Here is a 25165-nt window from a genome sequence, read left to right on the forward strand (position 1 = left end):
CCTTGTCTTAACCGAGGAAATCCTCGTCGTCATCGGGTGCAAAGTCGGCTTCGGCGCTTGCTTTGCCGCCCAGGGGTTCGCCGGGGCGGATGAGCTGCAGGTTGTTCAGACCGCAGGCGATACCCTTATTCCCGTTGCTGTTGAAAGCGTACAGGTTGATGGACGCCCTGCCGTACACTCCGGAATATACCTCGGAGCGGGTCAGAACAGGATTGCGGTCTGCGTCCACGATACCGGGAGCGGTGGCAGAGTTGGCGTTGATGAAGTAGGCGTTCGCATAGGCGGGATCGTCTGGTCTTTCAACGTCGCCATCTCTCAGCGGGGTCTTGATCGCGGAGAGAGGAGGCACGCTGCGGCCGTTGCCCTTCAGCTTGGCCTGTCCCTCCTGGTAAGCCGCTTCAATGGCGGCCTTGATTTTTGCCACCGTCTTGGTGTCGGACTTCGGGATGATCAGCGACACCGAGTACTTCGGCGTCCCGCCGTTGATGGACTTGGGTTCCCAGACGTTGGCGTAGGACCAGCGGGTGTCGGGACCGGTGATGACCTTCATAGGGTTGTTGACTCTGTTTGTGTTGTTAGACATATTCCATTTCCTCCATAAAATCATTTTTTGCGGTATTCCATTCGGGCCGTTTATCGCTCGACCGCACGAGCGTCGGCTTGCCTTGCGGCTTTTCAATATAGGGCGCGAGAAGCTCCTCAAAGCGGGATTTGCCCAGTAGCTTCTGCATGGCGGTGATGCCGAGGAGTTTCTTCTCAAAGGGGTCGAAGCCTGCGCTCTCAACGGCTGCGGCTACAGCGGCTTCACTGGTGTATTTGCGGTTGGAGCGACCCTCGACCAGCTTCCAGCCGGGGAACGATGTACCGCTGACTGCCTGCCGGAGAGCGTATTCCTTCACGTCCGCAGCCCAGGCGGTAAGAGCGTCCACTTTGTCCAGAATGTCGGCGATCTCCTCATCGGTCAGGAGAGGCGGCTCCTCAAAGTCGTACCGGGCAAGCGCGAGATTCGCTTCGGCTCGTTCCCGGCATTCTGCCTTTGCCTTGCAGAACCGGCACCATTCGCCGCAATGAAAATCGCCACCGCCCTTGTATGCCAACTTTGCTTTATAGACCAGGTCGTTCTGCGCCCATTCGAGCAGATTGTCCTTTTCTATGACGCAGACGCTGATATTGGATTTCCGGGGCTGGTAAATGGTCATGCGGACGGAATCAATGTCGTAGATGCCGTCGAAGATCTCCAGAGCGCCGAGGGCATACAGCATCATCTGTGGATTATCCACGGCGCTGACCTCCACGCCTTTGCCGTGCTTATAGTCCACGATGTTCAGCACGCCGTCAGCGATGACGATGCAGTCAGCGGTGCCGAAGCCGTCCTGCACCCAGCGGGAGAAATCCACTCGTTGCTCAATCAGGATGACCGGGTCGACGCAGGTCTGCCTTGCAGTCTCCAGAAGCTCCGATACATAGGTGGCATACCCGGCGGCACAGTCCTCCATCTCTTCGTTGTACCAGGAGAGGTTTTCGATGGGATCATCCGCTGGAATCCCCAGAGCCTGCTTCAGCCGAAACTCACAGAGCGCATGAGCGTCCGTCCCCTCGGCGGCGTAATCGCTGCCTTTGTCCTCGTAGGCTTCGCACAGTCTTGCAGAGGGCGGGCAGTTGAGCCACCGTTCGGAAGAAGAAGCGGATAAGACTGCGTGCTTAACTGCCACCCGTCATCACCTCCGCTTCGGCGAGTAATGCCTTGTAATGTGCGGGGTCAATTTGTGACAGCTTGGATGCGCCGTACCTTTGAAGCAGGGCGCGGATCTCGGCGGTGTGTCCCTGGCGGGACTTGTCCGCAAGCACGGCTCTGACCTGTTCCAGAGTCAATTCCGGTTCAGGAGGAGAAGCAGGAGCATCCTCTACCCGCGATTCTCCGCTGAACACCTTCGTCAGCCAGTCAGCGGCATCCGAAATAGCAGCGGCAGCACTGCGGAGTTCTTCGATGGTCTGTGCCATATCGCTCATTCTGCTCATGTGATTTTCCTCCTTCCCTGGATTTGCTCTGCTGGCGTGCGATGGTCAGGTTGCTTGCCAGTCTCCTTGACACCACGCTGATTGCGGTCAGGACATCAACAATGTCCTCGTCGGTACGGGTGTCATAATGGTTTGCGTTGTAACTCATATCGGCTGTCCCTCCTTTCCCAAGGCGTCTTGTGTTGCCTTTCAATGACCCATCTGGACGGGAAAGGAGGAATTGGCCGAAAGATTTTTAGAATTTTTCTCTGAACCGTTTCAGAAGCTGACTTTTCTTATACACAAAGGTGTTCCGGGGCATATGTAATCGCTCTGCACCGGCACGTTCGGAAAGCCCGTCCGCAATGGCCATGAGGATTTCGTAGCTTTCTGGGTCTGACGCCTGAAGCTCCGAGAGCAGACCGTTCAAGATCAGGGTGTCGATATCGATCTCTGTGGTCAGCCTGCTGTCCGCAAGGAAGCTAGTGCGGGAGACGCCGTTTTCGTAAGCGTTCTCTATCTCTGTGTCAATGGAGAGATGCTGGGGAGAGTCCTTCGGGATGCAGCGAAACTCACAGGTCTCGCAAAGACCGTCACATTTGTAGCTTTTCTTAAATGGGATGCAACAGGCTCCGGCTCTTTGCTTTGCCTTTCGGGTTGTTCCTACGAACCGCTCCCAGTCACGCTTCTGTTCCTGGGTAACCTCGATCCACTGCTTGAGCGGACGGTAGTAGATAACGGACGTGTTCTGATTGGCATTGGTTTTCATAAAAAAGTCCTCCATTTGTCGATTTCTCGAAACGGAGGACTCTGGGCGCTGCCACAAAATGGGTGTAAAAACCTAACCGCAGTCCAAACGGAGCTCTCCGTTTCGGATTGCAGCTAACCCGCTCAAAAGGCAGCTGTGATATTGAGTTGTACCGCCGGATACCGTTGAGCCATCAGTGATCAGGTGATGCGGCGCCAGGCGGTGAGCAGTTTTATGTCATGCTCAGGACAGATTTAGCCTTCAAAAAAGAAAAACGACAGAACGATACCTTGATTCAGGTATCCGTACTGTCGTCTGGCGCTCTCACGGATTTCTGTTTGAATTTATTTCGCATACTCATGCGTAATCTTGAGTGTTCTGTCTGCATTGGCAGTGATTCGTGTAATGCAGTCTTTCTTTCGGATAACGATGACCTTGCCGTCCTTGCTTTGGTCGCAAACACGTTTGTCATCGAGATTCTTGACCTGTTCCATACGATTCTCCTTTCTGCGGAAACTATAAGTTCCACTCAATCTAAAAAAAATAGATCTTTAAGTTCTGCATCGGGAAAAGCCTTGATAAGACCTCCGATGCACTTCTTACCACCGATACGTTTTCCGCGCAAAAGACGGCTCACTTCCATCCGAGAAACGCCCATTTTCATAGCAAGCTGACTGCCTGTCCATTCGCGGTGTTCCATCTCTTGTTTCACATACTCTATGTTTGGCTTCATCTAATAATCCTTTCCAAAATCTAAAGGTTCCACCATTCTCAAAATACATACCGCATTATGGTGGCAGGGTGGCTGTGGAACTCTAAGGTTCCGTTTTTTTATAGTATATACCTTTAGGTTACAAAACACAAGAGGTTTTTCAAAAAATGTTGCTTTTAGGTTACACCCATGGTATAATGAAAGTGGTTCAAGCGAGGAGGATTATTATGAACGAACTCGGGACTTATATAAAGGAAAAAAGAACGGAAAAAGGGCTGTCGATAAGAAGGCTTGCAGAACTTGCCGCTATCAGCCATACCGAAGTGAAGCGAATAGAAGACGGTCTTAGAAAACAAACTTCTCCGCAGGTTCTCCGCTCCATAGCGTCCGCACTCGGTGTGCCCTATGAGGATTTGATGGCAGCGGCCGGATATATTGATGAGCCTACTGCGGAAACAGAAAGCAGTACAGTAGCTACCGGCATAAAGGATACGGAAGACTTGAGTCAAGAAGAGATTGATCAGGTCAACCAGTATATTGCATTCTTGAAAAGCCAGCGCAAAGATTAAAGATTAACGAGGTGACTTCTTGGCAAAGAGACCACCTCGTTCTCTTTTTATGTGCGAACAGGAAGACGTATAAGCTGAACTGCTGGGAAGCGGTTCTGTGCTTCATTCACAACAGCATCGTATAACTGCAGCGACTCGGTTAAATCCTCTATCGTTATGGCAAGAGCGTAGTCGATCTCCTGGTCGTCCTCCACATCATAGCGAGTATGAAGTTCAAGCCATACTTCCCAATCACCACCGTGAAAACTTGAAAATTCCTGCTCGAAGTGGAAACAGGTATCCCAATCCTTGCGACCATCTGATTCTGACGGATTATTTGTAACAAGATTATCCTTACTGTTTCGTGAATGAAGGGATGCGTTGACATATGCTCCGAGATATTCAGCACCCTTAGTTTTATCAACAGGCGGTTGTGTGACACAGGTTACTGTCACTCGTATTTTTTTATCTCTCTTGTTCATATCCATCTGCGTATCGCAAACACTCGGCATGAGAAACTTGGCATGCTGCTTGAATTTCTTATTCATCGTACCCCTGTGGAGGAAGGTCACACGATGAGCAGTAGAAAACATACTCACAAGAGGATTTGATATTCCTCTGCCGTAAAGATTGCCATAGAAAGCATTTTCGTCCCTTGTGATTTTTTTCTTTGCAACCTCGCTGATAGGCATCTCGGCACCGTGATAGAGAAGTGCCTCCGACATCAGGATATCCTGATTCGGCACAGACTGTGATATCTCAGCAAGGTCTCCCGCAACAGTAGGAGCCGTAAAACTTGTACCCGCCTCAAATGCCCATTGACCGCCACTGGCAATCATCATGGCATATTCATCCGGTGGTACGAAGTCAGCCTTGGTCATCGTTCCAGCAAGAGATACAATATCGGGTTTACGGAAACCTCGGAAGCCCGGACCGATTCTCGAATAGGGAGCTACATCATATTGGCGGCTCAAACCTTCCTTGTGTTCGGCACCGACAATAGCTCCGACTGCTATATTCAGCATGGAATCTGCTGGTGCTGCTATTCTATTGTCGTCATCTTGCAAGATGTCTTCGAGGGAGTCCTGACTACGATACAGATAATGATTGCCAGCTGAAATGGTAAATTTCACACCATACTGAATGGCAAGGACATCCAGTTCGTATCCGAGAATACTGATTTCGTCGCCTTGGATAGGAGTCTCCTCGCTTGATGAGAAGTTGAAGATTTTGGTTATGTCTTTATAGCGCAGGACAGCCTCTTTGATTCTTGCAATCATGGTGCTGTTACAAATAAGATCCGGACGATCCGGTTTGTTGGAATCCGGATCGAGACCTCGAATATTACAGTCGATAATCCTTGCCCGTGGTGTTAGAATACCGGATGCAAGCTGCTCACCGAGATTCTCAAAAGCGACCTTACTTGCCACATTGGTGCCGTGTTTTTTGTCACCGGGAGCTGCTCCCGTAGGTACCCAATGCTCCACTACCAGCGGCTCAAGTTCCGGTGGAAAATCCACACCAGTATCAAGCACCGCTACGATAGGAAGTTCGTCAATTGAAACATTGGGATTAAGCGTCATTGGAGTGCCCGCCTGTACAGTATACATCGGTGAGGTGGCATAGAAACCTGTCGGCGCAACATGACTGACAATAGTATCCCCGGAGATCTCTTCAAGTTTACCAAGAGGAATCTCCGCACGGACAATACGTGTTCCATCAGAAAGTTTATATGGCTTCGCCTGGATTCTACCTTGATTCTGCTCAATAAGGGCAATCAGCCTCTCTTCGGCACGAGCCTGCACCTGCGGATCGGTACCTTTTGGAAGCAATTGTTCCATGATTTCAACATCGAGTGGGAAAGTAGCCTCGCGCTCAAGCAGTTCTCTTATGGAAGGAGCCTGTTTTCCCATTCCGTCCGGAAATTGAAAATCCTCTATGTACTGAAATTTCTTGTTACTGCGCTTGTTATCACGGTAAGCACCTACTCTTTGTTGCAGGGAATCAAATTTGGACTTTGATGATGATACAATGGCGTGACGTGAATCTTTCACCTTGGTGAGGGTCATCCCTTCTTGTTCCAAGAATTCACGTAGTGTTTTATTTGAGAATTTTTCACCCTCTTGCAGGACAACTTCAAACAGACGGATATCCTCATCACGAAGAGAATCCGTCCCTTGAATGCGGGTATAGGCAGACACAATTTCCTGAAGACCTGTAGAAAGTTTCGTTCCATGCTTCATCCGATCCAATCCCAGGTCTTTATTCCGAGCCTGCTTTTTATTCTCAATAGCCTCTACATCATCCTCAGTAATGAGGAGATGGGGTCTGAAATCATCTGCCATACCTATTCATCCACCTCTTTGCCCTTGGTTAACTTATTTATCTGGTAGCTAAGAGTGTTATGTGGCATCCCGATTGCTTTCGCAAGAGTACGGACGCTCACGCCCTTTGCTTTCAGATCGACGGCGGCATCCACCACACCGGCCCCGTTTGAATTGTTCGTCATCTGCTGGATAAGCAGTTCTAGCATATCCTCCATCGTAACCGCCTTATCCGTGGTCACATAGCGTTTAGCAGCGGAGATAACCAGTTCCTTTATCTGTGCCACGCTACGGTCTGCAGTTAGGTCAGTAAGCTTCTGTATATCTACCTCGGTTTCTACAGTATAGTCTTTAAACCACCGCTGAATCAGTTCACTCCGCTGCTTTGCATCCGGGTATCCGATATTGATAATATAGTTGAATCGCCTGAAAATTGCGGGATCAAGCAGATGCTCATGGTTGGTAGCCGCAATCAAAAATACATTCGGCGGCATATTATCGAAATTCTGGAGCAGAGCCGTAACGACACGCTTCAGTTCGCCCATCTCATGACCGTCATCACGTTTCTTGGCGATGGCATCAAACTCGTCCAGAAAAAGGACGATGCTCTGATTTCCTATGCTGGAGAATATCTTCCTTAAGTTCACATTGGTCTGCCCAAGGTAGGAGGATATAAGACCGTCTATCCTCACATAAGCCATAGGCAGATTCAGTTCGTGAGCTATGGCATTTGCCGTCATCGTCTTTCCGCATCCAGGAGGTCCGCAGAGTAGTAGACGGTTTGCGGGAGGGAGATTATGCTTTGCCAGCTTGCTGTTGTTCTGGCGTTCCTCCAAAATCTGCAAGAGGAGCTTCCGCTGATTCTCAGGAAGCACGACATCAGAGAGTGATATATCCGGGTGAATAATATCGTAAAGCTCCAGAAGGCTGTCCTTGTCTCTCGGGGTAAAAGCGCTACTCCCAGCGGACTGGACAGCGAATCCTCCTCCGGCGGGCTGTGCAACATCCGGTTTCTTCATTAGAGTTATATTTTTCCCCTTATATGCATCAAGGAGCATACTGGAAACACGGCTGTTTCCTTTCTTATCCTCGTCAGCCGCCAAAGCTTCCACAGCGGTCTTGAAGGAACTCTCATCCCCGGAGCAATGAGCAGCGATAATATTTGCGATCAGTTCGGCTTTCATAGTCTATCGATTCCTCTTTCTCAGTCATAGTAACGGACTGTAACCTTTAGTTTACACTATTTTGGCTCATATGTCAATAGCTATCCAGGGGAATCTTTGAACACCTTTGAACACGAGCGCAAATTATTGCATCTTATTGGCTCCAATATGGTCCCGATATGCGAAAATAAAAATTTGCGTTCTCGCACTTATCTATCGATTTCAGAAACAGAATGTGCTATACTAATATGCAACCGTTGAGTTATTTGAAAGAAACTAACCCGCGATGGAAACAAAGAGTTACGAATATGAGGAGCATATGCATGATTATCAGCTATAAAAAATTATGGAAGTTACTCATTGACAAAGATATGAAGAAGCAGGATTTAAGAGAAGCGGCGCAGCTCAGTTCCTCCACTGTTGCCAAACTCACGCATGGGGATAATGTAAGCACAGCGGTTCTCCTTAAGATATGCACTGCGCTTCAATGTGACATTGCTGATATTATGGAAGTTGTACCAGACGGAAGTCCCGCATCTGAGGAACAGTTATAGGAAAGGATGTAAGGTACCGATATGTTTGATTTTGGAAATGCAAACGAGGGACAGCGGAAAGCGATAGCTGCTGCCAAAGGTCCCGTCCTCATTACTGCGGGACCTGGAACAGGTAAGACCTACACGCTTGTTCAACGAGCAATTTATCTCATAGAGGAATGCGGCGTAAAGCCGGAAAGCATTTTTATTGCCACTTTTACGGAGAAGGCGGCAAAGGAGCTGATTACAAGAATCACGAATGAACTGTCGGATCGAGGCGTCGTGGCGAACATCAATGAGATGTATATCGGCACGTTCCATTCACTCTGTCTTCGTATCCTTAAGGAGCATCTTGAATTTACAAGACTTCGCAGAAACTACCGTCTCCTGGATGCGTTCGACCAGCAGTACATGGTGTTCCAGAATATCCACCGTTTCCGGAATATCCCGGAGGTAGAGGTTGCTCTGCCGAACGGCGGCGCATGGAGGCAGTCGGAAGCCATCTGCAACTATGTGAATAACCTCTCCGAAGAATTGGTGACGCCAGAGGAACTGATGTCCGATACTGACCTGTCGATTGCGGCTCTTGGACGGATGCTGAAGGAGTACCGCGATGTCCTCACTGAGGGCAATTTGATGGACTTCTCGTCTATCCAGATTGAAGCCTATCGTCTGCTGCAGGACAATGTCGAGATTTTGGAGGAGCTTCGCGCCAAGGTTACACACATCATGGTGGACGAGTACCAGGACACGAACTTCATTCAGGAGCAGCTCGTGTTTCTTCTCGCCGGAGACCATAAGAACATCTGCGTGGTCGGTGACGATGACCAGGGCTTGTATCGATTTCGAGGTGCTACCATTCGTAATATCCTGGAGTTTCCGCAGAAGTTTGCAGAAGGCGAATGCCGAGTGATTCCGCTGGTCATCAACTACCGCTCCAACAGTGACATCGTTGATTTCTACAATGAGTGGATGGCTACCACAGACGGTGCGAAGTTCAAGTTTCGCTGGGATAACTTCCGTTACGATAAAAGGATCGAACCACACGAGAAAACCACTCTCCACAGTCCCGCAGTCGTGAAACTCGCAGGTATGGACGATACGGATGAGTGGCACGAAAAGATACTGCAGTTTATCAACGACCTGAAAGCCTCCGGAAAACTTACGGACTATAATCAGATTGCATTTCTCTTCAATTCCGTGAAACATCCGCGAGTAACAGCACTTGCCCGCTTCCTTGAGGAGAATCATATAAATATATATTCGCCGCGTTCGGATATGTTTTTCCAGCGTGACGAGATACGGCTTGCTCTCGGCTGCCTCATGCTCATGTTTCCGCGCTATATCCAGGGCTTGGAGAACGGTGATTACACCTTTCTGCAGCCGGAGCATCTGACCTACTACCGCAATTGCATCATGGCAGCAAACGAGTACCTCACACAGCCGGAGAATTCCGATCTTTTGAAGTGGATACGGCGCAGAGGTAAAGACCATGTCGGTTTGAAGGGAGCAACGGACTACGCCTATTGCGGTCTGATGTACCAGCTCTTTGAATTCCAGCCTTTTGCAGGGATTCTCGATACGGAAATGGATGTTGGCGTGGTTGATATCCGACCGGCTCGAAACCTTGCAAAACTGACGCAGATAATCGGTAAGTTTGAGTACCTCCACCGAGTGGACGTCTTATCATCAGAAACCTACCGTGGAAAACGCAGAATAGATGCCAACACCGAAATGCTCTTCAATCTGTATCTACGTCTGCTCTTTAACGGCGGTATTACGGAATACGAGGACGATTCGGAGTACGCACCGAGCGGCTGTGTTTCCTTCCTTACAATACACCAGTCCAAGGGCATGGAGTTCCCTATCGTCCTTGTGGATTCCCTTGCGAATGTGCCGAGGAAGAACACGAATGACCTCATGATGCAGATTGAGGAGAGATACTTCAAGCGTCCGGCGTTTGAACCTTACGATGTCACGAAGTACTTTGACTTCTGGCGGCTCTACTACACGGCCTTCTCCCGCGCGCAGGATTTACTGATCCTGACCTGCAATGAGGACAAGCGAACGCCTAGCAACTACTTCAAAGACATCTACGGGGAACTGCAATCCGTAGAAAGCCCTGGTTTTGATATAAGGGAGTTTGATTTCAAGCCGGTAAAGGGTGTGAACATAAAGAACACCTATTCGTTCACATCGCATATCACGGTTTACGAGACCTGCGCTCTTCAGTATAAGTTCTACAAGGAACTGGAATTCATGCCCGTTCGTGCGAACGCTATGCTCTTCGGTACGCTCGTGCATGAAACGATAGAGGACATACACCGCGCCGCCCTGCGGCATGAGGAACAGACAATCACTGAGGAGAATGTGAGCCGATGGTTTAACTTCAACTATGTGTCGCTGACAAAAACCGAGCATACTTACCTCGCCGGTCCCCAGCGTGAGGCGGCTCTGAAACAGGTGCTACGCTATGTGGACAGACAGCACGGTGACTGGTCGCAGATACAGCAAGCAGAAGTCGATGTTTCGCTGGTCAAGCCTGACTATATTATTGAGGGAAAGGTTGACTTAATTCGCGGCGAGGGAGATACCGTTGAGATTGTGGATTTTAAATCTCAGCGAAAACCTGACATGGTGAAAGATCGGGAGCAGCTTGAACAATATCGACGGCAACTTCATATCTACGCTCACCTCGTAGAGGAGCGCACCGGGCAAAAGGTCAGCAAAATGCACCTGTACTATACCGGCGAGGACAGCGGAGTACCAACTATCACATATCCATACACGAAGTCCGCTGTGGAGGGCACAATGGCGGTATTCGATGATACGGTGCATAAAATCATGAAGAAGGATTTTCATCGCTGCGCCAAAGATCCAAAGGTCTGTGGTGCGTGTGACTTCCGGTTTTACTGCAGAAACAAATAAGAAGGGAGTGATAACATGGCTGAACATAGAGTAAGGAAAAACAACATCATATACATCATTCCTGACGATGAGCTTTTTAGAAAATGGAAAGACGACGAGGCTTTTATCGATGAGTACGGTCGGCTCATGAATCGCAAACCTCACAGGGTTCTGAGGGAACTAAAACACTATGTAGAAGATGCGCTTACAGTTCAGCAAAGAACCTCTGTGCCACCAGCCACTCCCACCGGAAGAAGATCCTCCATTGAAGATTATCTCAAGGATACCGCTCGGGACACGGTGATGGAGACCAGTGATATCATTATCGATTGGGCTGTTGACAAATTCTTTTATGAGGTGCTTCCGAATGTATGGCATGAACATATTGTACCGTTCTACCATCGCACAAAGGAGGCGCTTACCTCAAAGGAACTGAAAGCGGATGCAGTCCTTGCAAAAGCAAAGGCAAGTACGGACATTGCCGTAAAACAGCCGAAAGCCGGTACGAAGATGACGCAGGAAGAGGCTGACGCCGAAAAACGAAAAGTCCTATATCATTGGTTGGGAATGTTGAGCAGCCTTAAGAAACTGCACGATGCTGGGGAGATGGACATTGATTCGACTTTGGCACAGCTGACAGACCCGGAAATGCTGAAACGTGTAAACGGCTTTTTGAGTGAAAACCCGAATTTGCTTGAAACAGATAAATACATCGTGCTTCACGGTTTACTTGGACGGGATTTATACAAGGAACAGCAGCTCATCCCCATCAGAGCTGCCGAGATAACAGCAGTGGCCGAGAAATACGGATATGACCCAAGAAACGATAAAATGGAGGATAACCACAATGGATGAGCAGCTTACGTTTGAATTTGAACAGAGACCTACAATCAAGGGATTTCCCGAACTTCGCTGGACTGGCAAGCGTCCTTACCGTTCCACGCAGTATTACCCTGCGCAGCTGCGGGAAACCTATGGCCAGGAACAGAATGGCTGGATCAATAAGATCTTCTGGGGAGATAATCTCCAGGTCATGAGCCATCTGCTAAAAAAATATAGAGGGCAGATCGACTTGATTTATATTGACCCCCCATTCGACAGTCGTGTTGAATATAAGAAAAAAGTTGAAATCAAAGGGATAGGGAAAACAGAAACGGATAACTCTACTTTTGAGGAAAAGCAATATGGCGATATTTGGACAAATGACGAATACCTTCAATTTATGTATGAGCGTTTGATTATCATGAGAGAATTGCTTTCTGAAAAAGGCTGTATCTATTTACACTGTGACTGGCATAAAGGGCACTACCTTAAAATTCTTATGGATGAGTTGTTTGGAGCCGACAACTTTGTCAATGAAATAACATGGTATTACTATAATAAAATGGCACCTAAATCGGCTTGTTTTCCCCGAACCACAGATAGAATTCTCCTATATGCTAAAGGGCCAGGATATATCTTCAATACACAATATGAAAAAAGAGATAAGCCAGTCAAGCAGCTTGTTCGCAAGTTTGTCGATGGAAAAGCAATAAATGCACGTGACGAAGATGGTAATGTCATGTATAAAATGTCATATGAAAAACGGATAGATGACGTTTGGAAAATTTCCATGTTACAACCTGCGGATAAAGTTGAACCCGTTGGATATCCAACGCAAAAGCCAGAAAAATTGCTTGAAAGGATAATTCTTGCATCTTCAAATCCTGGGGATATCGTTTTCGACTGCTTTATGGGCAGTGGTACCACTCAAGCTGTAGCTATGAAGCTCGGCAGACGCTTCATCGGCGCAGACATCAATCTGGGGGCCATTCAGACGACTACAAAGCGGTTACTTGCCGTTGCAAAGGAACTGGAACCAGAACATAAGCCTGTGACCTATGAGATGATCCAACCGCAGCTTTCCATGGTTGCGGAGGAGTCTGCCCCTTACCTCGCCGCAGCAAGTTCAGGTGGAGACACCGAACTGAGTGCCGAAGAACGCAGCAAGGTTATCGACTTCTTTAAGGCAAAGGGAATGGACACCTCAGCTTTGGAGAAGGACGTGAAGTACACGGGCTTTGAGGTCTACAACGTGAATAACTACGATTTCTTCCGCAATCCCGTAGAAGCCCGCGACCTCCTGATTTCCGCTTTGGAAATCCAACCGTTCCCGCAGGGCGATGTCTGGGACGGAGAACTTGATGGCAGAATGGTTAAAATTATGCCGGTCAACCGTATTGCAACCAAAGCTGACTTGAAGGAACTCCTTGCAAACCTTCCGTACAAGACATACGAAAAACGCAAGGAGGAGAATCCGAATCAACCAGTGGAGCGTATCACCATCGTCTGCATGGGACACGAGCCTGACCTGAAGGGTGCGCTGGAGCAGGAGCTGTCCGACTACAAGGTGGATGTCCAGATAGTAGATATTCTGCGTGACAAGAAAGACCTACAGCTCAAGCGTGACTCCGAGGCAGAAATCGTTCGTGAGGGTGATAAGCTGGTTGTTCGCGCCTTCTACCCGATGAACCTGATGCAGAAGCTCTCCCTCCAGAAAGAATACGTGGAGGACTGGCATCAGCTGGTCGACTCCATCATGATTGACTGGAACTATGATGGCGTAGTCATGCAGCCGGCCGTGACAGATATCCCCGGCAAGAATGAGATGGTAAAGGGCATCTACGATATCCCAGAAGGTTCTGGCACGATTAAAGTCAAGATTACCGACCTGCTCTCCGAGTCGCTGGAAGTGGAGGTGCGTTAAATGGCAGATAAGTTTGACCCGAATTTTTCCTTTAGTCAACAACTGTGGTACTACTACAGCACAAACCGTGGAAAGATTCGTTCCCGTTACAATGACCTCACAAGGAAGTTCCTCGCCTACAACGACAGCGAGGAGAATCCTCATGCCTTTCTGCGCAAACCGCAGTTTGAGGCACTGGAAATGTATGTTTTTGTGAAGGAATTCATGAACAACAAGCAGATCTATGAGATGTTCGATGACTGGCGTCACAAAAGAGATCGCTTCTCCGATGCATCTTACTATGCCATCGACAAAGGCGGTCAGATTCGTCTCTTTGACGCTCCTACCGAGAAGCAGACCGACACGCTTTTCAAGCAAATGGAGAAATACCGCGAGGACTACCCGAACTACATCTATGCACTCACAATGGGACTTGGCAAAACCATCCTTATGGCGACCTGCATCTTCTACGAGTTTCTGCTTGCGAAGAAGTATCCGAGGGACAAGCGTTTTTGCCACAACGCCCTCGTGTTTGCGCCGGACAAAACCGTACTCCAATCGCTCCGTGAAATCATGACTTTCGACAAAACAAAGGTCGTTCCGCCGGAGTATGCCCGTGTGCTTGATTCCAACATCAAGTTTCACTTTTTAGATGAGACAGGAACAATTCTGCATACAATTGATGATTCCGATTTCAACATCATCATCTCGAACACGCAGAAAATCATTGTAAAGAAAAAGCGTAAAGAGGTATCTGCTGCTGAAACTTTATTCAGTGGTTCTAGCTCCCTTCTCTCTGCGGTCTACGGCGGAGATGATGACGAGGACGATGCCTGGGATGATACCACGCTGATGGATAACCAGCGTTTCAAAAAACTCTGTCGTCTTCCGCAGCTCGGCGTGTATGTCGATGAGGCGCACCACCTCTTCGGTGCAGATCTCGAAAAGCAGATCCGGTCGAGCGGAGCGAATAAGACAAGCCTTCGTGATACTATCAATCTGCTCGCAGCGAATACCTCTATCGTGGCTTGCTATAACTATACGGGTACGCCATATGTAAAGAACCAGCTTCTGCCGGAAGTGGTATATGCTTACGGTCTGCGTGAATCCATCTGGAATGGTTTCTTGAAAGATGCTGACCCGCTCGGTTTTGAGAACGTTAAAAGTGATGAATTCCTCAAAGCTGCGGTAACCACGTTTTGGGAGCGCTACGGCGGGAAGACCTATGAAGGTCTGAATCCGAAACTTGCTATCTATGCGGCAGGCGTTGAGGAAGCGGCCATAGAGGTCAAGCCTGCGCTTGAGAGGATACTCGCTAACCTCGGTATTCCAGCATCGAAGATTCTCCTGAATGTCGGCGATGCAAAGTACACAAAGAACGATGACATCAGAGACTTCAATAACCTTGATGTTCCTGGAACGGAAGGAAACGAGAAGCAGTTTATTATCCTCGTTGAAAAAGGTAAGGAGGGCTGGAACTGTCGGTCTCTGTTTGCTGTAGCTCTTTTCCGCAGCCCGAAGTCAAAGATATTCGTTCTCCAGGCAACAATGCGCTGCCTCCGTGCTATAACGGACGAGCGTTTGACGGCCACAGTATTTCTCTCCAAAGAGAACTACGATACCTTGGACGATGAGCTTCATAAGAACTTCAACATGGAGATCAAGGACATCAAGAATCCGTCCAATGCTGACCGCCACAAATACCAGGTGCGTGTTCTACCGCCGCCAAGGACAATTACACTCAAGCGTGTGTGGCACGAGTATACTCTCCACGAAAAGGAATACTCCGAGCCCGTGGACTTCAAGTTGGTAGACGCTGACCTCTCCAAGTATGCCAGCATCATGTACGAACGTGACAGCCTTGCTCGTGATACCACTGTCAAAGAAAAGAATATTGACTATCTCCAGGATAATATGAAGTTCAGCGAATTTTCCCTCGCAGGAGAAGTGGCTCGTTATCTGAATATTTCCTGTATCCTTGCCGCGAGAATTCTCCGAGAATCAGTGGATGGAATCGACACGGTTCTTGATGCGGTCAATCGTTATAACTCTGTCTTGGATGACTACGTCATCCCGACTGTGTTCCATGCGCTCTTTGATATTACCTCGGAACTGAAGACCGAGGATAAGGAACTGGTACTGCTGCGTGAACCAAAGGATGCCGGTTACTACGAATTCTCCGCAAAGGATGACCTCGTGCTTACCAATCGCTATCCGGGCTTTACGCTGGAGCAGCTTAAGAAGAGCTTCCACGCCGACACTTACTGCTTCGATTCCATCCCGGAGAAGGAATGCTTTATGCAGTACATCACGAGCGGCAAGGTCGCAGAAGTCTATTTCACGGGAATGTTTACTTCCAACCAGGGCGATCTTTCCGTGCACTACTACGATCCAGAATCAGGCAGAATCCGTCAGTACTATCCTGACTTCCTCGCAAAGATGATGGACGGTTCCTATCAGCTTATCGAGGTCAAGGGAGACAACAAGATTGATGACACCGTGGTTAAGGCAAAACAGGCAGCCGCCGAGGAGATGGCTGTGGCAAGCGGTGTGAAGTATCTCATGTACGCCGGAAGTCAAGTTGTTAGTACCCATATTTTGGATGATGATTCAGCGTCTATGTAAAATGTTATTTATTGATTGACGAAAAACAGGGGATGACAACCTTTTAATTTTGCTCCACATTTTAATTATTTCAAAACCGTTATACCGCAAGACTGACACCTCGTCATACTGCTGAACGGTGGAGACAAAACTGAACACATAAAAATAGGGCTTCCAAAGTCAGTGCATAACCTCGGAAGCCCTTATTTCAAGCCTTTTTCAGTGGCATTTGCCCCGGAGAGGGCTTTTCCTTTTGTATCAAAATCAGCAGGAACATCGAGCCATCGTACAATACTGAAGAGAGATAGGTTGAGACGATGAAAATGTCATGCACTCGGCGCTGCAGCTAGGTTGAAGCGATGGCGCAATCCCTCTGTTTGGTATATAATAAGGAAAAGATGTTATAGTTGACGTGTTCCCATTTACTGACAGGCTCGAAGCGAAGGAAAAATCCAGTTGATATGTTCTTATTCACCTATGTGGATATGTTTCCGCTAACAGACGAACTATCTGACATCAAAATGAACGTATCGAGCCATGTGGAAACCGCCGCCCTATTGACTCAGGCCGAACGGTAATCAACGAAACCTGTCATCCGCCGGGCTGTCCGTGACTGAACGATTCTGTCCGGAAAGTCACCGGCGGAGCAGCATTTTCCGGTAAAGAGGCCCGCCGCAGGCGAAACAGCCATACTTAATATGAAATATTCAGCTTTATCAGAGACAAAAGCTGTCCAGAAACTCTGGATGTCAGCTGGCTTCTGCCGAGACATCTTTCTGAAATCACAAATCACATCTTTTGGAATAATCCCAAAATATAAACATAATACTGAATATAATATTGACCGTATGGTCTATAAGTGATAATATACATTTATAGACCGATCGGTCAATAAAGCGCTTTCCTTTCAGCCGTCAATGGTATCTGTGAACACAGAAAGATTACTGAAATTTGACAACCGTTTTGTCTTGAAATGTAGGTGAGGGAAATGACGAAAAATAAGAATATCCAAAAAGAATCTATTTTGTCTTCTGTAAAACCTTCCAAAGCGATTATCGATTTGGCGGTTCCTGCAATACTGGCATTATTGGCAAAAGCTGTCTATAACATTGTTGATACGGTGTATATCGGTATGCTGGGCAGCGACACTGCCCTTGCAGCAGTGGGAGTGACTCTGCCGCTGCTCCTCATTATGGTCTCTATAGAGAATATTTTTGCTGCAGGGCCGGTGTTCTGGCGGGCAGGCAGCTGGGAGCCAACGACAGAGAGGCAGCCAGCCGCACGGTTACGACGATTGTGGGATTTTCCATGATGATTGGTGCCGGATTGTGTATAACAGGTCTTATTTTCATGGAAGTGCTGCTGCGGGCCTTCGGCGCATCTGATGCTGTGCTTCCTCAGGCCAGGGACTATGCGTTCTGGATGTTTATTGCGGCTCTTTTTAATCTGCCGGCGCAGAGCCTTAACTGTGCGGCGAGAGCGGAATCCTCTGTGAAAGTTTCATCCATTGCTGTTATTACTGGAGCTGCGCTGAACGTAATCCTGGATCCCATATTTATGTTTTCGTGGGGACTCAATATGGGTGTCGAGGGCGCGTCTCTTGCAACTACCGTTTCACAGTGTGTTACCTTTGTCATTCTAGTGATTTTTTATGTGGGCGGCTTTTCTGTGATTCAGCTTAAACCGAAATACTTCAAAATTTCAGCAGGCCTGATATGGGAGGTTGTCTCAATAGGAATCCCCACGGCAGTTATTCAGATATGCCTGGCAGTTGCTGCCTCTCTGACTAATATAGCGGCAAAAACCCTTCCGGATTCCGATTTGATTATTGCAGCGTACGGCGTTGTCCAGAGGCTGGTTTTGATTGGATGTTATGTGATTATGGGATTTATGCAGGGATATCAGCCGGTGGCCTCCTATGCCTTTGGCGCAAAAAACAGGGAACGGTTCAGACAGTCGGCAAGGTTTGCTCTGCAGGGTTCCCTGGTTTTAACTGTTGCGGTGGCAATATTCTATATTGTGCTGGCGAAGCCTCTGATTCTGCTGTTTAACAGAAATCCATTGGTCGTTGACTACGGGAAATGGCTGCTGATTTCACAGGTGGCTCTATATCCGGCATTTGGCCTGTGCTACATGATGACTATTACATTTCAGACAATCGGCTCCCCGCGGATGGGGCTGTTTCTGTCGCTTATCCGCCAGTGTCTGTTTTACGTGCCCTTTATCCTGATACTGCCGGGCATGCTGGGAGTGAAAGGGATATACTTCTCTCAGCCGGCGGCTGATATTTTAACAATCATTGTATGCGTCCTCCTGTTTAATACTATGAAGCGGAGCATTTCAAAAAATATGGGAAATGATATGTAAGGGGGCAAGTAAAGAACAGGGGATTGACTATGGGGTCTGTTTGGCATAAACTATTATTGACCACATGGTTAATAATAAGAATAGAGGGGTGCAGACATGAGAAAAGAGGAGAAGACGAGACGCACTTACGAGAGAATCCTGTCTGCCGCAATAGCAGAATTCGGGACAAAGAGTTATGACAGCGCTTCCCTGACGACACTCTGCAATGAGAACCAGATCTCCAAGGGGCTGGTATATCATAACTTTAAGAATAAAGATGAATTATATTTAAAGTGCGTAGAAAAATGCTTTTGCGAGATGACCGCATATTTCCGGCGCATGGAATCGAAAGCCGGAAGTATGGGGGAAAATATACAGAATCTCCTGAACATGCGGCAAAAGTTTTTTCAGGAAAATCCGTATTACTGCAACATATTTTTTAACACAGTTCTCCAGCCGCCGGAGCACCTGCGCAGGGAAATCGGTGTACTCAGACAGGGGTATGATAAATTTTATACAGACTATTTCAGGGCGCTTCTGCAGGAGGTACACCTTAGGGAGGGAATCACAGCCGACACGGCCATGGAGTATTTTATGATATTTTTCGAGATGTTTAATGGCTATTTTCAGAGTAAATATTATGGAAAAAAAGATATGCACGCATTGATGGAGGATCACGAAGTGAATGTTTCTAAAATTCTCGATATTATGCTGTATGGGGTTGTAAAGCAGGAGGAGGGAAAAACCTAGGGAAACAGAGCCGGCATAAACCGCGCTGATAAGGCACACGCTCGCCTGGGGTTTACGGGCAGACATTTAAGAAGGATAGAAAAATGACGATATTTTAAGCTAACCTGGTGATTTCCGGGGCATTCGACACCCTGAGCCATGCCATGGAAACTTACCTTGGTCAGTCGGACGAGGATAATGTGTCTGATGATGTGGCACTGGCAGTCATGCGGAACACGGTTGTGAATATGAGACGCTTACTTGCCGATCAGAACGACCTGCAGGCCCGAGGCAACCTGATGTGGGACTCTGCCATGGCTGAGAACGGCATTCTGAAGGTGGGCCGGCTGACGGATTTCCAGACACACCAGATGGAGCATCAGCTGGGAGCATTTACAGACTGCAATCATGGAACTGTTCGTATTTGCAGGCCATTACGGAATGAAGGCACTGAAAAGGCTTAGCAGACCCTGATATGGTTAATAGTGAGCCAGTAGAAGTCGGCTGTGAAAAATGATATACTCAGGATACCTGCTCTCTGGTTTTCTCTCCGGTATGTCTCACCGGAAGGATGAGAAATCAGAGAGCGAACAGAATGATGCACCACAAAGGAGAATGAGTATGAAAAAGAAAAAAGCAGCAGTATTTCTGACCGCACTGGCGTTATGCACATGGGCGCCCCAGACCGTTGTGGGAACCTCCGGCCTGATTGTGGCGGAGGCCCACAGCGGGCGCACCGACGCATACGGAGGACACAGGGACAATAAAAACAAAAGCGGATTGGGAAATTATCACTATCACTGCGGCGGTCATCCGGCTCACCTGCATACAAACGGTGTCTGCCCGTACAGCGGCGGCTTCGTTAGCAGTGGCTCTGGCAGCACCGGCTCCGGCAGCACTGGAACTGGGGCAGGTATTCCGGCACAGGAGCCGGCTACACCAGCTGTCCCTGAGCATATAGACAGAATCTTTGACGCTGTATATTATGCCGATCACAATGAAGATTTGTACGGGGCATTCGGATATAACCAGGAGGACCTTCTGAATCACTTCTTGACATCAGGAATGAAGGAGGGGCGTGTGGCCTCAGAAGCCTTTAATATAAGCGTATACAAAGAAAATAATGCAGATCTGGTGCAGGCCTTTGGAGACAACTTGCCTGCTTACTACGAACATTACATGAATTTCGGATACGATGAAAACCGTATCTGCCATTAATTTTTCCGGGGGAGGCAAATGTCGCTTTTGCGACCCGCCGCAGGCGGAGAATCCTGCAAAGCAGGATTCTTTCTTATGACATAACATCATCAGACACGGCATGATGAAAATGGTTGAATTTTCTGGTATTTTTTTGTAGAATAAAATCAAAATGCTGAGTTTGTGATACAGAAAAAGAAAAGACAGAAAATCACCTTGCTTTAACTGATTTTATGCGCAGATTTTACACAGGAAAGAAGGCATGCCGTGTCTTTAGTTGAGATTTCAATTAAAAATTATAAGTCTATCAGCAGCTGCGTATTCCGCCTGAACGGTGTCACAGCTCTTTTAGGGGAAAACGGAACAGGAAAGAGCAATATCCTCTCCGCTGTCAGGTACTTTTATGATAATCTTATCTCCCGCTCCGAGTCGGATGAGATTTTCGACCACAACAACCGTCTGAATAACCGTGTAGAAATTGCCCTGACCTACGATCTGGGCCGGCTGAAGCAGTACGCCCGGGTCAACCTGAGAAATGAGGAAACAAGGTATGCCAGCTACTATGAAAAGATTCTGGGAATTTCTGCAGAGGATATGATGACTGTGCGGATGATAAAGATCCGGGATATGCCTGTGCGCTGGAGCCATGATGCCGATACCAGAAAGCTGATAGCAGGCCTCTTTCCCCTCTATTTTGTGGATGCGAGACAGATCGATCTGGTGAACTGGGAAGTACTCTGGAGGCTGGTGGGTGATCTTGTAAAGCCGGAAAATACGGTGGAGAAAGAACTTCGCCAGGAGCTGGTAAATGCCATTGGAGAGGTAAGCGGACAGATGAAAAGCCGGCTGGATCGGATACAGGGCGGGCTGGAGCGGAAGAACATTAAAATTGAGCCCTACTCCAGAAAAGAGTTTGCAGTGGCCCTGTCTAAACTGTATCTGTCCGGGGAAAGATATCAGTTTGACGAGAGCAGCCTGGCGGAGTTTTCCAATGGCACCAATGCGTTTAATTTTACGAATCTGCTTTTCCATATCCTGAGGCTGATGGCGGAAACGAAGATGAAGGAACCTTTAGTGATACTGGATGAGCCTGAAATCTCCCTTCACAGTCACATGATCGATGAACTGGCGGAAATTTTCAGCCAGTGCAGGTATGATGTGAGAGTTTTGCTGGCCACCCATTCGGCCAGACTGATCAGAAATATTCTGGTGCAGGAGGGGGGAGAGAACCAGCTCTATCAGGTCTACCGAAGAGGGGAGGAGACGAAAATCTCCCGTTTTCAGATGTTCCGGCAGGACAGTGAAATGAGGGAGCGCTATTTTATCACGGATCAGCATGCCAGTGCATACTTCGCCAGGGCCCTGTTTCTGGTGGAAGGAGAAACGGAGCTGGAGGTATTTCAAAGCCGGTTTTTAAAGGAGCTTTATCCTCTGCTGGGGCAGGCAGAGCTGATCAAAGGCATGAGTGACGACGTGGTGTACCGCATCGTTTCCCCAAAAAACAGGGGATACCGCATACCGGTAACCATTCTCATGGATCTGGATAAGGTTTACACCTATCCGGAGAAGCTGAAGAAAAAATACTTTCATATGTGCAGGACAGGGGAAAATTATTTTTTCTATAAGAAAACAGAATCCCGCTCCTCGTCCAGGGCTACCCTGGCGGCAAGAAGAAACCGCATATACCGAATGGCGGAAAAATGCCGGTTTCATTACATAAAGCCGTTCTATCTTGCAGAGGATGAAAACTATCAGGAGTTTGTCAGTCTGATTCAGGAATATTTTAAAGAATACGGGATTTTTATTGCCCGCACAACGATTGAGGGAATGCTGGTGACAGCGGAAAATCTTCCTCTGTTCCTGCAGTTTTTGGAGAAGCGTTTTCCGGTGTGCTATCACAATATCATTCCGTTTTACAGGGGCCTTCCGGGGGAGGGAGAGAGGCTCACCTTCGTGCGTCTCCTGCTGGGAGGGGAGTGCGACTATGGAATGAATTACCGGGGGATTAAAAAGGAAAATCCGGCCATGGACGAGGAGCTGAAAAGGCTGATGGAGAGAAATCTGATCTCGAAGACCTCCTGGGCAGCCGACTGGCTCTGCTTTTATTTCTGCCGGCTGGCAGGCTTTGAGGATTCTGGTCCGCAGGAGCAGAGAGAATTTTTCAGAAAGATGGAAAAAGAAGGAAGGAGGGAGTTTTTCAGAAAGACCTTTGAGAGAGATTTCCCGGAGTTAGGAGAACTGATGCATATGGTATGCGGGATGAGCCAGGAATAGGCTGGAGGAGCCAGAGCTTTTCGGATGAGGTTTGGCATTCAGAAGCGGAAAACAGAGAAACATAGTAGAAAAAATCATAGAACGGGCAGCAACCTGATCTCAATACTAGCAGAGAGACAGACCCTGAGGGAGCGACAGTTCCACAGACCAGGGTGAGAGAGCCACTTTCTGACTGGGGTACCGGCAGAAAATGGGAAGGATGGCGGGGAATTATTAAACACCTTGCGAATTTTCAAGACGGTGCCCGTTCGGAGCGATGCAGATGAAGAAGATTTATGGATGGGATTATTACTGCGAAAGGATCCTGCGAAAGAGCCAGCTGTTTATTGAGAACAGTCTGGCAGAAAAGGAAAACAGCTATATCGTCTTTGACATCAGAGACAGGGGAAAAGAGAGGACTATCTGCCAGGTGGACAAGACCAGCGGATTATATCAGCTTCAGAACAATCTGAACAGAAATCTGCTTGCGAAAATTCCGCTTTCCAAGGCAGCGGCAGGTTTTGTCAGGGGGCTGAGCTACCAGGATTACCTGAGACCTCACTGCGGAAAGAAGTTCCATATGCGTCTGGATATACGCCGCTTTTTCGATCATGTGACAGAAGAACAGGTGATAAAAAGCCTGGAGGAATTTGTCCAGGATGAGAAAATCAGAGAAAATATCGGGGAGATTACGACTTTTAATGGGAAACTCCCCCAGGGAGCTGTCACTTCCCCTGCTGTGTCAAATATTGTTTTCAGAAGGATCGATCAGCGTATTTTAAAGTACTGCCAGTCTGTGAGGAAGGTCAGGGAAGGAAAAAAATTTTATCAGGAGGATCTGATCTATACCAGATACGCAGATGATATGATGTTTTCCAGTGACTATCTGGACTTCAGAAGGGATTTGTTCGTGTACAGGATGATCAAGCATATCCTCAAAGAAAATGGTTTTTCTCTCAATGAAAAGAAAACCTATATGGCAGAAGGTGAGATTTCATTGTCAGGGTTTGTGGTGGGAGGAGAGGAAAATGGCTGTTCTGTCAGGCCTTCCAGAAAACGGCTGAGAGAGATTAACAGGATTCTCGCTTATTTCGATGCAAGGAGGGAGCTGGACGGCTGCCCCTATGAGGCAGACATAAAAAAGCTGAGAGATCCCAGAGTGATCGATAACGTGAATTTAATGTTTCCAGATGGCTCTGTTACCAGGTTCAGCAATAAAAAATCTCTGATCAATTATCTGTGCGGCTACAGAGCCTTTCTGATCACCTTCCTGAAAGGGGAAAATGGACAGGGTTCTTCCCAGAGAGCCCTGCAGGGAAAGATCAGGAATCTGGAAAAACTCATCGACCAGTGCCAGAGATGGTGGTTCCACATTGAGTAGAGAGGGGAATCCCTGAAAACTTATATGAAACAGAGGAGAAGTGAATGGACGGGACAAGGATCAGAACCTTCGTAGAAAACGAGGCGGAAGCGATGCTTAAAACTTACAGGCAGTTTCAGGTTCTCATACCTGCAGATGGGAGGGAAGGGGCCGCTCACACCGGTGAAGACGGGATGTATGTGGAAGCGCTGCTCAAAAGTTATATTCAGAAATTTCTTCCGGCAGGTCTGGAGGTGATGACTGGTTTCATCCTTCGGCCTGCGGTCAAGACCGGGAGCGGGAAAAAGGAGCGGGCAGGGGACAGGGATGCTCACTCCTCCCAGCTGGATCTGATTATCTTTGATTCTGCATCCTATCCTGTATTTCTGAGAATGGGAGATCATGCGATTGTTCCGCCGGAAGGAGTTATCGGCGTAATTTCAGTAAAAAAGAATCTGTACTTTTCTCAGCTTGAGCAGGAGATCAATGCTCTTAAACAGGCGGGGAGACTGTGCACGGGGAAAAATGCTTTGGATCAGGAGGTTAAGGGCCCCTTTTTAGCGCTGGCTGCCATGGATACAAAGGAAAGTGATACAGCGGCGCGCCAGGGAGAAAAAGTGTTTGCCAGTCTGGACAGGATATTCTGTCAGGAAGGAAAAAACCGTTATGACTGGTTTCCCGGATACATAGGAGTGCTGAGCCGGTGGTCTGTCTGCAAATCCGGCCCTAAAAGAGAGCAGCCCGGAAAAAAGACAAAAAAACAGGCGGATTATTTCCTCTTTGAGCACAGAGAACATGAAAATTATCTGGGATTTCAGAAGATTATCGCAGGTCTTTTGTCCGTGTATTACGACAGGACAAGAGGAAATGAAAAGAGACTTGGCTTTGAATACTTTGCCTCGGGAAGAGGTTATGATAAAAAGCTGGGCTCCATTCCCTATGTGAAAGAGCATGGAGATCTCAACATGGAAAAAAAGAAAAAGCTCTGAACCGCCCGTCTGGAAAATTATGGGTCAGA

The 25165-nt window shown here is 48.0% G+C and carries 23 protein-coding genes; 14 read left to right on the forward strand and 9 right to left on the reverse strand.

All coding sequences use genetic code 11. From position 1 onward, the window contains the following. Positions 1-7 precede the first annotated feature (7 nt). From DW757_RS03520 to DW757_RS03550, 7 genes are all read right to left on the reverse strand, one after another. Positions 8-583, reverse strand: coding sequence for a DUF2815 family protein (locus DW757_RS03520; protein ID WP_118751016.1), 576 nt, complete (start codon positions 581-583; stop codon positions 8-10). Then, positions 576-1712, reverse strand: a complete 1137-nt coding sequence (locus DW757_RS03525; protein ID WP_118751017.1) for a DUF2800 domain-containing protein — start codon at positions 1710-1712, stop codon at positions 576-578. Before DW757_RS03525 ends, DW757_RS03520 begins: the two co-directional genes overlap by 8 nt. Then, positions 1702-2019 carry a DNA ligase gene (locus DW757_RS03530; RefSeq protein WP_118751018.1) on the reverse strand — a complete coding sequence of 106 codons (318 nt, stop codon included), beginning with the start codon at positions 2017-2019 and terminating at the stop codon, positions 1702-1704. The genes DW757_RS03525 and DW757_RS03530 overlap by 11 nt, the downstream gene beginning before the upstream one ends. Further along, positions 1943-2167 carry a hypothetical protein gene (locus DW757_RS03535; protein ID WP_118751019.1) on the reverse strand — a complete coding sequence of 75 codons (225 nt, stop codon included), beginning with the start codon at positions 2165-2167 and terminating at the stop codon, positions 1943-1945. The genes DW757_RS03530 and DW757_RS03535 overlap by 77 nt, the downstream gene beginning before the upstream one ends. A gap of 87 nt (positions 2168-2254) precedes the next feature. Further along, positions 2255-2767, reverse strand: coding sequence for a hypothetical protein (locus DW757_RS03540; protein WP_118751020.1), 513 nt, complete (start codon positions 2765-2767; stop codon positions 2255-2257). Positions 2768-3090: 323 nt separating this feature from the next. Continuing rightward, positions 3091-3240, reverse strand: coding sequence for a hypothetical protein (locus DW757_RS17300; protein ID WP_182433241.1), 150 nt, complete (start codon positions 3238-3240; stop codon positions 3091-3093). A gap of 35 nt (positions 3241-3275) precedes the next feature. Beyond that, entirely contained in the window at positions 3276-3479 is a 204-nt protein-coding gene (locus tag DW757_RS03550) for a helix-turn-helix transcriptional regulator (protein WP_207665902.1), read from the reverse strand. Between the two features lie 206 nt (positions 3480-3685). Between DW757_RS03550 and DW757_RS03555 the strand changes: the two genes are divergently transcribed. Then, on the forward strand, positions 3686-4027 hold the full coding sequence (locus DW757_RS03555; protein ID WP_207665903.1) for a helix-turn-helix transcriptional regulator: 342 nt from the start codon (positions 3686-3688) through the stop codon (positions 4025-4027). Between the two features lie 47 nt (positions 4028-4074). Here DW757_RS03555 and DW757_RS03560 read toward each other — a convergent pair whose 3' ends face one another. Together DW757_RS03560 and DW757_RS03565 are read right to left on the reverse strand one after the other, a co-directional pair. Further along, complete coding sequence (locus tag DW757_RS03560; protein ID WP_118751022.1) at positions 4075-6351, reverse strand: S8 family peptidase; 2277 nt, start codon at positions 6349-6351, stop codon at positions 4075-4077. A 2-nt stretch (positions 6352-6353) separates the two neighbouring features. Then, on the reverse strand, positions 6354-7514 hold the full coding sequence (locus DW757_RS03565) for an ATP-binding protein (RefSeq protein WP_118751023.1): 1161 nt from the start codon (positions 7512-7514) through the stop codon (positions 6354-6356). Between the two features lie 302 nt (positions 7515-7816). Here DW757_RS03565 and DW757_RS03570 point away from each other — a divergent pair, with 302 nt between their 5' ends. From DW757_RS03570 to DW757_RS03625, 13 genes are all read left to right on the forward strand, one after another. Further along, positions 7817-8047: a helix-turn-helix transcriptional regulator gene (locus tag DW757_RS03570; RefSeq protein ID WP_118751024.1), complete on the forward strand. Its 231-nt coding sequence runs from the start codon at positions 7817-7819 to the stop codon at positions 8045-8047. A 21-nt stretch (positions 8048-8068) separates the two neighbouring features. Beyond that, entirely contained in the window at positions 8069-10954 is a 2886-nt protein-coding gene (locus DW757_RS03575; RefSeq protein WP_118751025.1) for an ATP-dependent DNA helicase, read from the forward strand. Positions 10955-10969: 15 nt separating this feature from the next. Beyond that, positions 10970-11788: a hypothetical protein gene (locus DW757_RS03580; protein ID WP_118751026.1), complete on the forward strand. Its 819-nt coding sequence runs from the start codon at positions 10970-10972 to the stop codon at positions 11786-11788. Next, entirely contained in the window at positions 11781-13679 is a 1899-nt protein-coding gene (locus DW757_RS17570) for a site-specific DNA-methyltransferase (protein WP_243033347.1), read from the forward strand. Before DW757_RS03580 ends, DW757_RS17570 begins: the two co-directional genes overlap by 8 nt. After that, a complete protein-coding gene (locus DW757_RS03590; protein ID WP_118751028.1) occupies positions 13680-16283 on the forward strand; it encodes a TnsA endonuclease N-terminal domain-containing protein in 2604 nt (867 codons plus the stop codon). 967 nt (positions 16284-17250) lie between these two features. Continuing rightward, positions 17251-17574 carry a hypothetical protein gene (locus tag DW757_RS17975; protein ID WP_347559954.1) on the forward strand — a complete coding sequence of 108 codons (324 nt, stop codon included), beginning with the start codon at positions 17251-17253 and terminating at the stop codon, positions 17572-17574. Next, positions 17511-18629, forward strand: a complete 1119-nt coding sequence (locus tag DW757_RS03595; RefSeq protein ID WP_347559958.1) for an MATE family efflux transporter — start codon at positions 17511-17513, stop codon at positions 18627-18629. The genes DW757_RS17975 and DW757_RS03595 overlap by 64 nt, the downstream gene beginning before the upstream one ends. A 96-nt stretch (positions 18630-18725) precedes the next feature. Continuing rightward, positions 18726-19358 carry a TetR/AcrR family transcriptional regulator gene (locus DW757_RS03600; RefSeq protein WP_008396373.1) on the forward strand — a complete coding sequence of 211 codons (633 nt, stop codon included), beginning with the start codon at positions 18726-18728 and terminating at the stop codon, positions 19356-19358. A gap of 107 nt (positions 19359-19465) precedes the next feature. Then, a complete protein-coding gene (locus DW757_RS03605; protein WP_347559955.1) occupies positions 19466-19801 on the forward strand; it encodes an iron-containing alcohol dehydrogenase in 336 nt (111 codons plus the stop codon). Positions 19802-19958: 157 nt separating this feature from the next. Beyond that, positions 19959-20555 carry a YHYH domain-containing protein gene (locus DW757_RS17575; RefSeq protein ID WP_015574633.1) on the forward strand — a complete coding sequence of 199 codons (597 nt, stop codon included), beginning with the start codon at positions 19959-19961 and terminating at the stop codon, positions 20553-20555. 246 nt (positions 20556-20801) lie between these two features. Beyond that, complete coding sequence (locus tag DW757_RS03615) at positions 20802-22808, forward strand: retron Eco8 family effector endonuclease (RefSeq protein ID WP_182433242.1); 2007 nt, start codon at positions 20802-20804, stop codon at positions 22806-22808. A gap of 262 nt (positions 22809-23070) precedes the next feature. Further along, on the forward strand, positions 23071-24168 hold the full coding sequence (locus tag DW757_RS03620) for a reverse transcriptase family protein (protein WP_243033350.1): 1098 nt from the start codon (positions 23071-23073) through the stop codon (positions 24166-24168). A gap of 44 nt (positions 24169-24212) precedes the next feature. Further along, a complete protein-coding gene (locus tag DW757_RS03625) occupies positions 24213-25136 on the forward strand; it encodes a DUF6602 domain-containing protein (RefSeq protein WP_118751031.1) in 924 nt (307 codons plus the stop codon). The last annotated feature ends 29 nt before the right edge of the window (positions 25137-25165 follow it).

The organism is Clostridium sp. AM29-11AC, from assembly GCF_003480545.1.
GTDB classification, from domain to species: Bacteria; Bacillota; Clostridia; order Lachnospirales; family Lachnospiraceae; genus Otoolea; species Otoolea saccharolyticum_A.